The organism is Streptomyces sp. RG80, assembly GCF_040446465.1.
In the GTDB taxonomy this organism is placed as follows: domain Bacteria; phylum Actinomycetota; class Actinomycetes; order Streptomycetales; family Streptomycetaceae; genus Streptomyces.
In genome coordinates, this window is record NZ_JBEAAJ010000006.1 from 119,494 (window position 1) to 134,038 (window position 14,545).

The 14,545-nt window shown below is 70.8% G+C and carries 16 protein-coding genes; 8 read left to right on the forward strand and 8 right to left on the reverse strand.

What is annotated here, in order from left to right:
- Positions 1-63 precede the first annotated feature (63 nt).
- The 4 genes from ABKA17_RS21355 to ABKA17_RS21370 are packed head-to-tail and all read right to left on the reverse strand — an operon-like array spanning position 64 to position 3,508.
- Positions 64-459 (reverse strand): universal stress protein, encoded by a 396-nt coding sequence (locus ABKA17_RS21355; protein WP_353693751.1) that lies wholly within the window; start codon positions 457-459, stop codon positions 64-66.
- Positions 456-1,973 (reverse strand): tripartite tricarboxylate transporter permease, encoded by a 1,518-nt coding sequence (locus ABKA17_RS21360; protein WP_353693752.1) that lies wholly within the window; start codon positions 1,971-1,973, stop codon positions 456-458. The genes ABKA17_RS21355 and ABKA17_RS21360 overlap by 4 nt, the downstream gene beginning before the upstream one ends.
- Complete coding sequence (locus tag ABKA17_RS21365; protein ID WP_353693753.1) at positions 1,974-2,507, reverse strand: tripartite tricarboxylate transporter TctB family protein; 534 nt, start codon at positions 2,505-2,507, stop codon at positions 1,974-1,976.
- Positions 2,504-3,508 (reverse strand): Bug family tripartite tricarboxylate transporter substrate binding protein, encoded by a 1,005-nt coding sequence (locus ABKA17_RS21370; protein WP_353693754.1) that lies wholly within the window; start codon positions 3,506-3,508, stop codon positions 2,504-2,506. The genes ABKA17_RS21365 and ABKA17_RS21370 overlap by 4 nt, the downstream gene beginning before the upstream one ends.
- 97 nt (positions 3,509-3,605) lie before the next feature.
- Between ABKA17_RS21370 and ABKA17_RS21375 the strand changes: the two genes are divergently transcribed.
- Positions 3,606-5,255, forward strand: a complete 1,650-nt coding sequence (locus ABKA17_RS21375) for a sensor histidine kinase (RefSeq protein WP_353693755.1) — start codon at positions 3,606-3,608, stop codon at positions 5,253-5,255.
- The gene (locus ABKA17_RS21380) at positions 5,252-5,929 is read left to right on the forward strand and encodes a response regulator (RefSeq protein ID WP_353693756.1); all 678 of its coding nucleotides are present in this window, start codon (positions 5,252-5,254) and stop codon (positions 5,927-5,929) included. The genes ABKA17_RS21375 and ABKA17_RS21380 overlap by 4 nt, the downstream gene beginning before the upstream one ends.
- 35 nt (positions 5,930-5,964) lie before the next feature.
- Here the strand turns inward: ABKA17_RS21380 and ABKA17_RS21385 are convergent, their stop codons facing one another.
- Entirely contained in the window at positions 5,965-6,558 is a 594-nt protein-coding gene (locus ABKA17_RS21385; RefSeq protein WP_353693757.1) for a TetR family transcriptional regulator, read from the reverse strand.
- Between the two features lie 161 nt (positions 6,559-6,719).
- On the opposite strand from ABKA17_RS21385, the gene ABKA17_RS21390 reads away from it, so the two are divergent.
- From ABKA17_RS21390 to ABKA17_RS21405, 4 genes are all read left to right on the forward strand, one after another.
- The gene (locus ABKA17_RS21390; protein WP_353693758.1) at positions 6,720-7,439 is read left to right on the forward strand and encodes an NADPH-dependent F420 reductase; all 720 of its coding nucleotides are present in this window, start codon (positions 6,720-6,722) and stop codon (positions 7,437-7,439) included.
- Positions 7,436-8,179 carry a dienelactone hydrolase family protein gene (locus ABKA17_RS21395; RefSeq protein ID WP_353693759.1) on the forward strand — a complete coding sequence of 248 codons (744 nt, stop codon included), beginning with the start codon at positions 7,436-7,438 and terminating at the stop codon, positions 8,177-8,179. The genes ABKA17_RS21390 and ABKA17_RS21395 overlap by 4 nt, the downstream gene beginning before the upstream one ends.
- A 75-nt stretch (positions 8,180-8,254) precedes the next feature.
- Positions 8,255-8,617 (forward strand): PadR family transcriptional regulator, encoded by a 363-nt coding sequence (locus tag ABKA17_RS21400; RefSeq protein ID WP_353694223.1) that lies wholly within the window; start codon positions 8,255-8,257, stop codon positions 8,615-8,617.
- Positions 8,614-9,618 carry a hypothetical protein gene (locus ABKA17_RS21405; protein ID WP_353693760.1) on the forward strand — a complete coding sequence of 335 codons (1,005 nt, stop codon included), beginning with the start codon at positions 8,614-8,616 and terminating at the stop codon, positions 9,616-9,618. Before ABKA17_RS21400 ends, ABKA17_RS21405 begins: the two co-directional genes overlap by 4 nt.
- Here ABKA17_RS21405 and ABKA17_RS21410 read toward each other — a convergent pair.
- Complete coding sequence (locus ABKA17_RS21410; RefSeq protein ID WP_353693761.1) at positions 9,602-10,096, reverse strand: lamin tail domain-containing protein; 495 nt, start codon at positions 10,094-10,096, stop codon at positions 9,602-9,604. The two genes, ABKA17_RS21405 and ABKA17_RS21410, sit on opposite strands and share 17 nt — an antisense overlap.
- Positions 10,097-10,192: 96 nt before the next feature.
- Complete coding sequence (locus ABKA17_RS21415; protein WP_353693762.1) at positions 10,193-11,158, reverse strand: DUF1152 domain-containing protein; 966 nt, start codon at positions 11,156-11,158, stop codon at positions 10,193-10,195.
- A 71-nt stretch (positions 11,159-11,229) separates the two neighbouring features.
- On the opposite strand from ABKA17_RS21415, the gene ABKA17_RS21420 reads away from it, so the two are divergent.
- Together ABKA17_RS21420 and ABKA17_RS21425 are read left to right on the forward strand one after the other, a co-directional pair.
- Complete coding sequence (locus tag ABKA17_RS21420; RefSeq protein WP_353693763.1) at positions 11,230-11,862, forward strand: GNAT family N-acetyltransferase; 633 nt, start codon at positions 11,230-11,232, stop codon at positions 11,860-11,862.
- 68 nt (positions 11,863-11,930) lie between these two features.
- Positions 11,931-12,926 (forward strand): zinc-dependent alcohol dehydrogenase family protein, encoded by a 996-nt coding sequence (locus ABKA17_RS21425; RefSeq protein WP_353693764.1) that lies wholly within the window; start codon positions 11,931-11,933, stop codon positions 12,924-12,926.
- 58 nt (positions 12,927-12,984) lie between these two features.
- Here the strand turns inward: ABKA17_RS21425 and ABKA17_RS21430 are convergent, their stop codons facing one another.
- Complete coding sequence (locus ABKA17_RS21430) at positions 12,985-14,349, reverse strand: FAD-dependent oxidoreductase (protein ID WP_353693765.1); 1,365 nt, start codon at positions 14,347-14,349, stop codon at positions 12,985-12,987.
- Between the last annotated feature and the right edge of the window lie 196 nt (positions 14,350-14,545).

The window sequence follows — 14,545 nt, forward strand, 5'->3', positions numbered from 1 at the left end:
CGAACAGGGTCCGCCCACCATCCGCATTGGGGCGGGCCCTGTTCTCCCGGACCGGGCCGAGGCCTACACCGCCGCCTTCACCGCGAGCACCGGACAACCCGCGCCCAGCAGGATCTGCTGTGCGGCCGAGCCCGTGATGAGCTTGCCGACCGCGCTGCGCCGCCGTAGCCCGATCACCACCAGGGACACGTCGGCGTGCTCCGCCAGCTCGATGATCTCCTCGGCGGCGTCGCCCCCGCCGAGCACCTGGCGGACGTCGAACTCGACGCCCAACGCGGCGAGATCCTCCCGGACATGGGCCAGGTCCGGCTCCTGCGCGAACCGCGGGTCCACATAGGCGTCCCCGCGCGAGGTGTTCACCACCAGCAGCTTCTCGCCCCGCAGCTGGGCCTCGTTGATCCCCGTCCGTAGAGCGGCCTCACCCTCGGGTGAGGGGACGTATCCGACCAGTACGGTCATGTCAGTTCTTCCTCTCGGGCACTTCGCGCACGCAGGGGACGGACCACGAACCGCCGGATCAGCGGCCAGACGAGCACCAGGACGATCGTGGTGTAGACGGCGTAGGACACCGGTCCGCCGACCAGCCCCGACAGCTCGCCGCCCGACAGTTGCAGGGAGCGCCGTCCCTGGAGTTCGGCCCGGGGGCCGAGGATCACGCCGACGATGAGCGGCAGCACCGGCAGCCCGAACCGCCGCATCCCGAAGCCGAGGAGCCCCAGGAGCAGCAGCAGGAACAGATCCAGGGGCTGGGCGTTGACGGCGTAGGCGCCCATCGAGGCGAAGAACAGGATGCCCGCGTAGAGATATGAGCGCGGGATCTGGAGCAGCTTCGCCCAGGCGGGCGCGAGCGGCAGGTTGAGCACGAGCAGCAGCAGGTTGCCGATGAAGAGGCTGGCGATCAGCACCCACACCAGGCTCGCCTCGCGCTCGAACAGGAGCGGGCCGGGCTGGATGCCGTACGACTGGAAGGCGGCGAGCATCACGGCGGCGGTGGCGTTGGTGGGCAGGCCGATGGCCAGCATCGGGACCAGGGTGCCGGCGGCGGAGGCGTTGTTCGCGGCCTCCGGTCCGGCGACGCCCTCGATCGCGCCCCTGCCGAACTCCTCGGGGTGCTTGGTCAGCCGCTTCTCCGTCGCGTACGACAGGAAGGTGGGGATCTCCGCCCCGCCGGCCGGCAGCGCGCCGAACGGGAAGCCGTACGCCGTGCCCCGCAGCCAGGGCTTCCACGACCGCTTCCAGTCGGCCCTGCCCATCCACGGGGTGCCGACCGGGATGATCTCGGCGGGTCTGCGCCGCAGATGCGCGGCCACCCACAGCGCCTCGCCGACGGCGAAGATGCCGACCGCGACCACCACCACGTCGATGCCGTCCGCGAGTTGGGGGACGCCCAGGGTCAGCCGCTGCTGTCCGGAGACCGCGTCGATGCCGACCAGGCCGATCGTCAGCCCCAGCAGCAGCGAGATCAGCCCGCGGATCCGGGAGGCGCCCAGTACGGAGGTGACCGCGATGAACGACAGCAGCATCAGGGCGAAGTAGTCCGGCGCGCCCAGGCTGACCGCGAAGTCGACTACGAACGGGGTCACCAGGACCAGCAGCAGGGTGCCGATGGTGCCCGCCACGAACGAACCGATCGCCGCGGTCGCGAGCGCCTGCGCGGCCCGGCCCGACTTGGCCATCTTGTTGCCCTCGATGGCCGTCACCACCGAGGACGACTCCCCTGGGGTGTTGAGCAGGATGGAGGTGGTCGAGCCGCCGTACATGCCGCCGTAGAAGATGCCGGCGAACATGATGAACGCCTGGACCGGCTCCATCCCGTAGGTGACCGGCAGCAGCAGGGCCACGGTCATCGCCGGGCCGATGCCCGGCAGCACGCCCACCGCGGTGCCGATGACGACACCTATGAGCGCCAGCAGCAGGTTCATCGGGGCGACGACGTCCGCGAAGCCCTGCATCAGGTTGTCGAGGTTGTCCATCTACAGGATCCCTTGCAGCACACCGGCCGGGAGGTTCACTCCGAGCCCGATCGCGAAGGCGTAGAACGTGGTGAGGGAGAGCGTCACCGCGATCAGCAGGTTGCGGACGTGGTGCCGGTTGCCGAGGGCGAAGGCCGTGCCCCAGAACAGCAGGGCGCCGCTGATCACCCAGCCGAGGCGCTCGATGAGCACGGCGTTCGTCAGGAACGCCGCGATCAGCAGGAGCACCGTGCGCCAGTCCGCGCCCTGGGAGAGGTCCACGTCCTCGCCGGCCTCCGGCTCACCGCGCCCGCCGCGGGCCACGTCGACCGCGTACACCATCGCGGCCAACAGGAGCAGCACACCGAGGATCACCGGCACCGCGCGCGGCCCGACCGGGTCGGTGCCGCTGGTGATGTGCGGGATCCCGAGCCCGTCCACGATCACCGCGCCGCCCAGCAGGACGAGGAAGGCGCACACGCCGTACTGCGCGCGATCCCCGTCCCGGGGCGGACGGGTGCGCTCCGCGCTCCGTTCGTCCACGTCCGCGCTCATGCCAGACCGAGCTCTGCCAGCAGGTCGGCGACGGACGTGTCCTGGTCCTTGAGATAGGTGCCGAACTCGTCACCGGTGACGAACGCGTCGGTCCAGCCGCGCTTGGTCAGCTCGGCCTTCCACTCCTTCGAATCGTGCATCGTGGTCAGGGAGTCGATCCAGGTCTTCTTCTCGGCGTCGGTGATCCCGGGCGGGGCGACGAAGCCGCGCCAGTTGGTGAAGACCAGGTCGATCCCCGAGCCCTTGAGCGTGGGCGCGTCCTTCACCGCCGGGATCGGCTCCTCGCTGGTGACCGCCAGGACCCGCACCTGCCCGGCCTCGATCTGGTCGAGGAACTCGCCGAACCCGCTCGCCCCGAAGGCGATCTTGTTGCCGAGGATCGCGGGCAGCAGCTCGCCACCGCCGTCGTACGAGACGTAGTTGACCTTCTTCGGCTCGATGCCGATGGCCTTCGCCAGCTGCATCGGCAGCAGATGGTCCGGGCCGCCCGGCGACGAACCGCCGCCCACGGCCACCTTCTTGGGATCCTTCTTCCACGCCGTCACGAGGTCGTCGATCGTCTTGTACGGGGAGTCCTTCGACACCACGATCGCGCCGGCCTCCTCGATCAGCTTGGCGAGCGGGGTGGTGTCGGTGAGCGTCGCCTTCGACTTCGAGGTGTACGCGGACCCGACGACGCCCAGGCCCATCTGCATGGCCAGCTTGCCGTTGCCCTTCTCGTTCACCAGGCGCTGGAGCCCCACGGTGCCGCCCGCGCCGGGCAGGTTGTACACCTGGACCCCGGACGCCACCTTGGAGTCCTGCATCACCTGGGCGACGGTCCGGGCGGTGACGTCGTACCCGCTGCCCGGGGTGTTGGGGACCATGAGGCGCAGTCCGCCGACGGTCCTGGAGCCCCCGCTCCCCGTCTCCTCCTTGTCCGCGGTGGCCCCGCAGGCACTGGCGGCGAGCATCGACACGGTGGCAAGAGCGCCGAGAAGTGCGGCTCTGCGAGTTCTCATGGCTCATCTCTTTCGCTCGGGCTGGTCCGGCGCCATGATTGTGCGGATTCTCGAACAGCCCGTCTGCGTTGTGTGACCATTGAAGGTTGAGTTCATAGTGGTCGTGACGTCCCGCCGCCCCACGCTCGCCGGTGAGCTGCTGGTGCTCCAGCTCGCCATCGTGGTGGTCGTGCTGGTCGCGGTGGCCGCCGTCTCCCTGGCGCAGTCCGAGGCGACCTTCGACCGGGTCGAGGGCCGCCGGGTCACCGCCCTCGCCGAGGAGATGGCCGGCAACCCCTTGCTGCGCGCCCAACTCGTGCTGCCCGCGCCGGGTGAGGTCCTGGCGCCGCTGCTCCAGACCACGCGGACCCGCTCGAACGTCACCTCCGTGACCGTGGCCGACGCGGACGGTGAGATCGTGGCCGCCACCAACCCCACCCTGGTCGGCACCCGGCTGCCGGTCGAAGGGTCCAGCGTGGCGCAGGCGCGGGGCTGGTCGGGGGAGCTGCCGGTGGCCGGGATCCGTGAACTGGTGGCCCAGGCGCCGGTGCTCGCCGAGCACGACGACCATGTCGGGGAGCACGTCGGCACGGTCATGATCGGCCGCGCCTCCCCGACGGTCTGGCAACGCCTGAGCGGTGCCTCCTCCTATCTGCTCGCCTACCTCGGCATCGCCAGCGTGCTCGGCGTGGCCGGGTCCTGGCTGCTGGCCCGCCGGATCAAGCGGCAGACCCTCGGCCTGGAGCCGCGCGAGATCGCCGGTCTCGCCGAACACAGAGAGGCGATGCTGTTCGGGATCGCCGAGGGCGTCATCGCCCTCGACCCCCGGCTACGGCTCACGCTCGTCAACGAGGTCGGCCGCGGACTGCTCGACCTGCCCGAGCAGTGCGTCGGGATGAGCCTGGCCGACCTCGGGATCGAGGGCAGGCTGTACGACGTCCTGGCCGGGACCGGCGGTGACCGGGGCACCGGGCAGCTCGACGAGGTGGTGGTGCGCCGGGGCCGGGTGCTGGTGATGAACCGTATGGAGGTCACCAAGGACGGCCGCCGTCTGGGCTCGGTGACGACCCTGCGCGACCGGACCGAACTGGCGCGGATGGAACGGGAGTTGGGCTCTTTCCGCAGCAGCACCGAGCTGCTGCGCGCCCAGGCCCACGAGTTCTCCAACCAGCTGCACACCATCTCCGGGCTCATCCAGATCGGCGAGCACGACGAGGTCGTCGAGTATGTGCGGGCCCTGCGCAAACACCGCGAGTCGCTCGATCTGACCGTCTCCAGCCGGGTCCACGACCGGGCCGTCGCCGCCCTGCTGATGGCCAAGTCCGCGCTCGCGGCGGAGCGCCGGGTCCAGTTGCGGATCTCCGAACGCACCTGCATGGACCGGCTGGAGCCGATGGACTCCGCGGACGTGGCCACGGTGCTCGGCAACCTCGTCGACAACGCCCTCGACGCGGCCGCCGCCTCGGACCGCGACGACGCCGCCTGGGTGGAGGTCGAGCTGAGCCAGGACGCCTCCGGTGTCGAGATCGTGGTGCGCGACTCGGGGCCGGGCGTGGCTCCCGAGCTCGCCCAGGAGGTCTTCGCGCACGGCTTCACCACCAAGGCCGCGCGGGGCGGCGACCGGGGGATCGGGCTGGCCCTGACCCGGCTGGTCTGCACCCGCAGGGGCGGCGAGGTGTGGGTGACCAACACCGGTTCGGGCGCGGTGTTCACGGCACGGATGTCGGTGGGCCGGCCGGCCGACCGGGAGACGCAGGAGGTCCGGTGATCGACGTACTCGTGGTCGAGGACGACTTCATGGTGGCGCGCATCCACCGCGGGTTCGTCGACAGCGTCGACGGCTTCCGCGTCGTCGGGACGGCGAACTGCGGGGAACAGGCGCTCACCGCCGTCGCCGAACTGGACCCCGACCTGATCCTGCTGGACCTCTATCTGCCCGACATGTTCGGCCTGGATGTCGTCCCCCGGCTGCGCACCGCCGGTCACGACTGCGACGTCATGGTGATCAGCGCCGCCCGGGAGGCGGAGGCGGTACGCCGTGCCGTCCGGCAGGGGGTCGTCGACTACCTGCTGAAACCCTTCGACGCCGAGGAGCTCAAGGACCGGCTGGAGCGCTACAGCGCCCGGCGCGGCGACCTGTGCGTCGGCACGGTCAGCGGACAGGCCGAGGTGGACCGGGCGCTGGGCCGGGTCGCCGCGCCGACGGTGGCACCCACGCTGCCGAAGGGCATGAGCGTGGAGACCTCGGAGCTGGTCGAGCGTGCGCTGCGTGCGGTCGAGGGCACCCTGTCCGCCGCGGAGTGCGCGGAACGGGTCGGCATCTCCCGGGTCAGCGCACGCCGGTACCTGGAGCATCTCGCCGTGACCGGGCGAGCGGTGGTGTCGCTGCGGTACGGGCACGCGGGGCGGCCCGAGCGGCGCTACCACTGGGACGGCCGGTGAGCTTGCCCCGACGGTGATGCCCCCTTGCGGCGCGTTCAGCGCGGTGCGAGTGCGGCGAAGGCCTCGTCGAGCAGGGTGACCAGGTCGAGCCGGCCGTCGGAGGCCGTCCAGTGGTCGAGGGCGACCTGGAGACAGTCGATCGCGGCGGCCGCCCGCACCGTCTGGGTCAGCGTCGGGTGCCCCGCGGTGCCGGACCGCTCGGCCAGCGCCTCGACCATGGCCGGACGCCAGCTGTGCTGTTTCGCCAGGTGGCGGGCGCACAGGGCCGGGGTCTCCCGGACCAGACGGGTGGTCGCCAGGGACCCCTCCGGGTCCTCGTGGTACCGCGTGATGACGGCGTCCATCGCGGCCCGCAGCGCCGTCCACTCGCCCTCGTCCGCCGGGCGGGCCCGCAGGGCGTCGGCGACTCTCCGGTCGTGTCCCTCGAAGGCGCCCAGGACGGCGTCCTCCTTGGTGCCGAAGTAGCGCAGGAAGGTGCTGCGCGAGACCCCGGCGGCGGCCGCCAGGTCGTCGAGGGTGACCTTGTCGAACCCCTCGCGACGGAACAACTCGAAGGCCACCTGGGCCAGTTCGGCCCGTACGGCGGCCCGGGCGATGTCTCTGGTGTTCGTACGCGCTGCTCCGGTCACCCCGTGATCGTACCGCTCCCCAGACTCTCACTTGCAAGAGTGAAACCTGATGGCTAGCGTGACACTCAGTTTCACATTGGACATCGAGCATCTGAATATCGACCTGCACATCTACCTGAGCATCAAGAACCTGAGCATCAACAACCGTGGAGCGTGACCCCGTGCCTCAGACCCTCGGACTCATCGGCAGCGGAATGATCGGCGGTGCCGTCGCCCGGCTCGCCGTGGCCGCCGGACTGGACGTCGTCCTGAGCAACTCCCGCGGCCCCGAGAGCCTCGCCGGTCTCGTCGCCGAACTCGGCGGACAGGCGCGCGCGGCGACGCCCGTCGAGGCGGCCCGGGCCGGAGACCTGGTGGTCGTCGCCCTGCCGCTGAAGGCCTACGAGCAGCTTCCGTCCGACGCCCTCGCGGACCGGATCGTCATCGACGCCATGAACTACTTCCCGGAGCGCGACGGGACCTTCTCCGAGCTGGACTCCGGTTTGTCGGCCTCCAGCGTGCTGGTGCAGCGGCACCTGCCCGGCGCCCGGGTGGTGAAGACCTTCTCCACCATCGACTTCCACCATCTGGTCACCCTCGCCCGCCCCGCCGGCGCCCCCGACCGCAGTGCCCTGCCCGTCGCCGGTGACCATGCCGGGGCCAAGGCGGAGGTGGTCGCCCTGCTCGACACGCTCGGCTACGACGCGGTGGACGCCGGCGGCCTGGCCGACAGCGGGCGCCTCAGGCCCGGCAGCCCGGCCTATGTCCAGCCGTACATGGGGGAGCGGCCGGAGGGGCTGGACCCGGAGGAGGCGCGACGGTGGTTCCTCGCGAGCCCGGGGGTGCCGGTTCCGGCCGCCCGGGTGAAGGAGCTGGTCGAGGCCGGGAGCGTCGCGGTATGAGCACGATGGTCGAGATCCGCACGCCCGACGGCACCGCCGACGCCTACCTCGCCCATCCGGACGACGGCGCCCCGCACCCCGCCGTCCTGCTCTACATGGACGCCTTCGGACTCCGCCCGCACTTGAAGGGCATGGCCGACCGGCTCGCCTCGGCGGGCTACACCGTCCTCGTCCCCAACGTCTTCTACCGCTCGGGGCGGGCACCCCTGGTGGAGCTGCCCGACTTCATCAACCCGGCGGAACGCCCGGAGATCATCGCGAGCCTCCGCCCGGCCGCCCTCGCTCTCACCCCCGAGCGGGCCATGCGGGACGCGGCCGGCTATCTCGACTGGCTCGCCGCGTCCCCGCTGGCCACCGGCGGCAAGGTGGGCGTCACCGGCTACTGCATGGGCGCGGGGCTCGCCCTGCGCACCGCCGGCACCCACCCCGACCGCGTCGCCGCGGCGGCCGGCTTCCACGGCGCCTTCCTCGCCACCGACGTCCCCGACAGCCCCCACCTCCTCGCCGACCGCATCACCGCCGAGCTCTACTTCGGCCACGCGGACCAGGACGCCACCAACCCCGCCGACCAGATCGCCCGCCTCGACAAGACCCTCACCACGGCCGGCGTCCGCCACCGCACCGAGGTCTACGTCGGTGCCCACCACGGCTTCACCCAGGCCGACACGGCGATGTACAGCGCCGAGGCGACGGACCGCCATTGGGCGGCACTGCTGGAGCTCCTGGGTCGCACACTCTGATCCGGACCTCATGACGTGTCACGCTCGCGGAATATATCGGTAGCCGATATATTCTGTTCCATGGCATCGAGGAACATGACACAGGCGGCGTTCTTCGTCCTCACCGCCTTGGCGGACGAGCCGCGGCACGGCTACGGCATCCTGCGCGAGGTCGAGGAACTCTCCGACGGGGCGGTCCAGCTACGGGTCGGCACGCTGTACGGCGTGCTCGACCGGCTCACCGCGGACGCTCTGATCGTGCTGGACCGCGAGGAGGTCCACGACGGCCGGCTCCGGCGCTACTACCGCCTCACCGACGAGGGCACGCGAGCGCTCGCCGCGGAGGCGGAGCGGATGGCCGCGGGCGCCAGCGCCGCCAAGCAGCGGATCGCCGAGGGCCGCAAGGCCACCGGCACCCCGCCCGTCACCGGTCCGGGACTCGCGGGAGGCCTCGCATGACGACCCTGCTCGAAGCGCGCTACCGCACCGTGCTGCGCCTGCTCCCCGCCTACTACCGCCGGGAGCGGGAGGAGGAGATGGTCGAGGTCTATCTGTGGGACGTCGACCGCGACACCCAGGACCAGAGCAGGCCCACCCTCGGCGAGGTGGCCAGCATCGCCGCCCTCGCCGTGCGCAGCAGGCTGGCCACCGTCGGCGCACCCCGGCGCTACGCCCTGCTCGGCTCGGCCGTCCGGCACTTCGCGCTGTACGCCGTGCTGCTCCAGGCGGCCGCCGTCGTCTCCGACGAGATCCTGCGGGTGACCTGGTCGGCCACCCGTGGCGCACGTGAATGGGATCTGTTCCTCACGGGCTTCACCGGTCGCGGCCCGCTGTCGAGCGTCGTCGAGATCGCCGGCTGGGTGCTGCCGTTGCTGTGGACGGTCGGGTTCTTCGCCCTCGTCCACGACCGTCGGCGCCTCGCCCGGGCCGCCGTTTTGCTGGCCGCGCTGCCCTCGCTGTGGCCGCTCGTCGCGCCGCTGGTGAGCGACTGGTCGGCGTCCGACCCGTGGTTCGCCACCGCCAACGCCCTGTTCGCCTGGCTGCCGGCCCTCGCCGTGTGCGCCGCGTACCACCGGGACGCCCCGCGGGCCGCGCTGCCCGGCGGCGCCCCCGGCCTCGCCTTCCTGGCCTGCTGCGTCGTCACGGGCGCCTCCGTCGCCGTACTGCCCGCCATGGCCGACATCGCCTGGGCGCCCGCGACCTGCTTCGTGCTCGCCGTCCTGGGCTGGCTGCTGCTGGGGGCCCGTCGCGCGGCACCCGGAGCCGGAAGCAGTGCCCTGGCCCTGGCCGTACTGGGCCTGCTGATCCTCGCGGTGCGGGTGGCGGCACTGTTTCCGTGGCTCGGCTTCCCCCTGCCCGCCGTCTTCCTGGTCGGCGCGGTCGCTCAGGCGGCCGCGCTCGCGCTGCTGGTGGTCGTGCTGGGGGTGGTGGCCAGGCGCGACCTCAGCTGTGGAACTTGATGTAGCCGTTCCGGTCCGGGTCGGAGCCGCTCTTCGTGTAGGAGTGCACGTCGGCCCGGCTGCCGGACGGCTTGTACACGTAGATCGTGTCCTTGTCGTTGTTCCACATGAAGTTGCAGTTGTCGCGGTAGACGACGTTCTTCGCGTCGGAGTCGGAGCCGTTGCCGCCGCGGAGCTTCACGTAGTCGCCGGGCTGGAGGTAGTGGTTCGCGGTGAACTCGAAGTAGTTCCCGGCGGCGTCCTCGACGGAGTACCCCTTGAGGTTCACGGTCCTGGTCGAGGAGTAGTTCTTGATGGTCAGGTACTCCTCGTCGGTGTTCCCGGTGGCGCAGTTGTTGGAGTCGCTGCCCGGCGCGTCGTACTGGACGCCGCGGATCTTCAGCGCGGACGTGTACTCGGCGGCCTGGGCCGGAACGGCCGTGAGCGCGACCAGTGTGCCCGTGGCGGCGACGACTGTGGCGGCAAGGCGTATCTGCATGACAAGGCCCCCCTTGTGAAGGATCGGTGAAGAAGAACCTGGAGCGTATACAGCCTTGCTGTGCGATCACGGTCGATTGGCCGAAACGTGACCACATCAGTGCGGATACGCGCGCGGTGGCCGCTGCCGTGGCAGTTCGTCACGGAACTCGGCGATGACCGTACTGATCTGGCGCATCAGTACGGTGTCCTCCAGCCGGTCGAGATAGAGGTTGCGGCGGGCGAGCGCGGGGGCGTCCACGCAGAAGTAGAGAGCCATGAGCGGGTTGATGAACAGCTCGCTGTTCCGGGTCCGTCGAGTGAAACGGACGTCCCCGAAGTCGCCGCGTACGGCCGCCGCGACGGAGCCGTTGACGATGCTCGGGTGGTCGGGGGTGGACTCCTGGGCGTGTGCCACCGCGTCGAGGTAGAGGGCGCCCTCCCTGCTCTCCCGGGGCAGCGAGAACGCGCCCAGATAGCCGTCCTCGCGGTCCAGCGCGGCCAGGTTCTCCAGGACCAGGGAGTGGTTGACGCCGTGATAGGCGTCCACCCCGAACCCGAGGCAGGCCACGAGTCGTTCGGGTATCCCGTCCAGCCCCGCCACCGCCGCCAGGCTCGCCATGTCCTCCTCCGGCGTGCCCAGCCCGTGCTCGTCGCCGCGCAGCAGGATGTCGGTGCCGCCGTCCACCAGCACGATCGCGTCCACCGGGCCCAGGTGGTCCAGGAGCGTGCGGTACGCGGCCCGCAACGGCTGGACGCCGGTGCGCGGGAAGGCGTACACCGTCGCGGGCAGGCCCTGGCCGTCCAGCCAGCGGGCGAGGGTGAGCTCGGGGAAGTAGTCGCCGCGGGCGGCGGTGTCGGGGCGGACGGCCGCGACGTCCCGGTCGAGCCACACGTCCGCGTCGAGGCCGTACAGATCGGCGAACGACAGGTTGGCCAGGTGCACTTCCTTTCCGGCCGCGCGCAGCGCGAGGGCCAGGGGGAGACCGGCGTAGATGTCGAAACCGCCGCCGGCACCGGCGACGAGCACCCGCCGCGCGGTGCGCAGACGGGTGAGGAGGGCAGGCTCATGGAGGGAGAACACCGCAGGACGCTAACAGGCGATCTTCCGTCCACGGGCTTGAGGGAGCGCTCCCATGGGGGCAGGATGCTGCGGTGACCTCGTCATCCGTGATCCGCCCGTACCGTCCCGAGGACCGAGCCGCCCTCGAGGACATCTGCATCCGCACCGCGCACAACGGCCGGGACAGCCGCCCCGTGTACGCGGACCCGGGGATCCTCCCGGTGATCTTCGCGACTCCCTACGCCGAGCTGGAGCCGGAGCTCACATTCGTGCTGGACGACGGGCATGGGCAGGCGGTCGGGTACATCCTCGGCACCGCCGACACGCCTCGCTTCGTCGACGACTTCCGCGCGAAGTGGCTTCCCCTGGTCGCCGACCGCTATCCGGAACCGAGTGGCCCGCCCACCACCCCGGACGAGGCGATGATCCCGCTGCTGCATCACCCCGAGCGCATGATCGTCCCCGAACTCGCCGCCTACCCCGCCCACTTGCATATCGACCTGCTTCCCGAGTGGCAGGGGCGCGGTCACGGACGCGAGCTGATGCGGACCTTCCTGCGGGCCCTCGGCGAGCGTGGAGTCCCGGCCGTCCACCTGGTGATGGCACTCGCCAACACCCCGGCCCGGGCCTTCTATGACCGGCTCGGCTTCCGCGAGATCCCCGTGCCGCAGTTCGACACGGTCGCCTGCCTCGGACGCACCACGGGAGAACTCGACCGTCTCTAGGGGGCATTGAAGTACGATGATTGTCGAACTACGATCATCGTCGAACTTCAGGCTCAGGGGGATACGTCATGACCAGGACCGTGCGGTTCCATGAGCTCGGTGGGCCCGAGGTGCTGAAGCTGGAGGACGTGCCGGTCGGCGAACCCGGCGCCGGTGAGCTGCTGATCCGCGTGGACGCCATCGGTCTCAACCGGGCCGAAGTGCTGTTCCGCAGCGGCCGGTACATCGAACCCGCCCGGCTCCCCGCCCGGCTCGGCATCGAGGCCGCGGGGATCGTCGAGGCGGTCGGCGCGGGCGTGACGGGGTTCGCGATCGGTCAACAGGTCAGCGTGGTACCGGCGTTCTCCATGAATGACCACGGGGTCTACGCCGAGCGCGCCGTCGTCCCCGCCAGGGCGGTGCTCCGGCGCCCCGACGGGCTCGACGCCATCGCCGGAGCCGCGGTGTGGATGCCGTACATGACGGCCTACGGCGCGCTGGTCGAGGTCGGCGGGATGCGGGCCGGGGACACCGTCGTCCTGACGGCCGCCTCCAGCAGCGTGGGCCTGGCGGCCATCCAGGTCGCGCGCAGCGTCGGCGCGGTGCCCGTCGCCACCACCCGCAGCCGAGCCAAGAGGGAGGCGCTGCTGAAGGCGGGCGCGGCCGAGGTGATCGTGACCGGAGAGGAGGACCTGGTCGACCGGGTGCGGGAGCTGACTGCGGGGCGCGGCACCGAGTTCGTCTTCGACGCCGTCGCCGGCCCGGGCGTGATGGACCTGGCCCGGGTGGTCGCCCCCGGCGGCACGCTGTTCCTGTACGGCGCGCTGAGCGGGGAGCCCACGCCGTACCCCGGGTTCGACCTCGGCATGCCCGCGCTGAACATGCGCACGTACACCCTCCCCGAGACGACGCGGGACCCCGAACGGCTGCGCCGCGCCGAGGCGTTCGTCACCGCCGGTCTGCGCACGGGTGCCTTCGTACCGGTCGTGGACCGCGTCTTCGCCCTGGAGGAGATCGCCGAGGCGCACCGGTACATGGAGGCGGGCTCGCAGGTCGGGAAGATCGTCGTCACCGTCGAGCACTGAAACGCGTGACGGGCCGGGGGCGAACCCCTGGCCCGTCACGTCGTACGGAACAACTCGCTTACGCGCCGCTGGCCTTCAGCATGTCCTCGCGCTCGACGAGCTTGACGCGCTCGCGGCCCTGCGGCTCGCCCAGCGCCTTCTCGGCGGCGTCCAGCTTGTACCAGCCCTCCCAGGTGGTGACGCGGAGCTCGCGCTCGGCGAGGAACGCCTCCACGGCCTCCGGCTCGGGCGAAGCGGGCGTCTGGAGGCGGCTGTTGGCGAAGTCGTCCAGCAGGTTCGCCACGGTCTCGTTGGCGTCGCCCTTGGTGTGGCCGATGAGGCCCACCGGGCCGCGCCGGATCCAGCCGGTGACGTACACGGACTGGAGGTGCTCGCCGCTCTCCTGGATGACCCTGCCGCCCTCGTCCGGGACGGTGCCCGAGCCGATGTCCCAGGGCAGCTTGGGGAGCTTGTCGGAGAGGTAACCGACCGCGCGGTAGACCGCGTTGACGTCCCAGTCGGTGAACTGGCCGGTGCCCTTGACGTTGCCGGTGCCGTCCAGCTCGGTGCGCTCGGTGCGCAGACCGACGACCTGGCCGTCCTCGCCGAGGATCTCGACCGGCGACTCGAAGAAGTGCAGGAAGAGTTTGTGCGGTCGGTCGCCGATGTCGCGGATGGCCCAGTTCTCCAGGGTCTTGGCGACCATGTCGACCTGCTTGTTGCCGCGCCGCTCGGCGATCGAGCCCTCGTCGTAGTCGATGTCCTCGGGGTTGACGATGACCTCGATGGTGGGCGAGTGGTCCAGCTCGCGCAGCTCCATCGGGCTGAACTTCGCCTGCGCCGGGCCGCGGCGGCCGAAGACGTGGATCTCGACGGCCTTGTTGGCCTTGAGGCCCTCGTAGACGTTCGGCGGGATCTCGGTGGGCAGCAGCTCGTCCGCGGTCTTGGCGAGGATGCGGGATATGTCGAGCGCCACGTTGCCCACGCCGAGGACCGCGACCTTCTCGGCCTCCAGCGGCCAGGTGCGCGGCACGTCCGGGTGGCCGTCGTACCAGGAGGCGAAGTCGGCGGCGCCGTAGGATCCGTCGAGCTCCACGCCGGGGAGCTTGAGCTCGCGGTCCGCCATGGCGCCCGTCGAGAAGATCACACCGTCGTAGAACGCGCGCAGGTCGTCCAGGTGGATGTCGGTGCCGTAGTCGACGTTGCCGAAGAGACGGACCTGCGGCTTGTCGAGGACCTGGTGGAGGGCCTTGATGATGCCCTTGATGCGGGGGTGGTCGGGAGCGACGCCGTACCGGATCAGCCCGAACGGGGCGGGCATCCGCTCGAAGATGTCGATGGACACACCGGGCTCGGTGGCCACGTCGGACTTGAGCAGAGCGTCGGCGGCGTAGATGCCGGCCGGGCCGGCGCCGACGATGGCTACCCGCAGGGGGCGGGGCATGATCAGGTTCCCTTCGAGAGGCGACAAGCGATCTCCGTCGGGAAGCCTAAACTAAGGCAAGCCTAAGCTGGTACGCGGGTCCGATCTATGAGCTCATAAGGCTACTTTATGACCTGGACGGGCTGTGCGAGCACTCTCTCATGCCGGTCGGGAACTCGATCGCGGGGATCGGCCAACAGCTGTCGACCATGCCCAT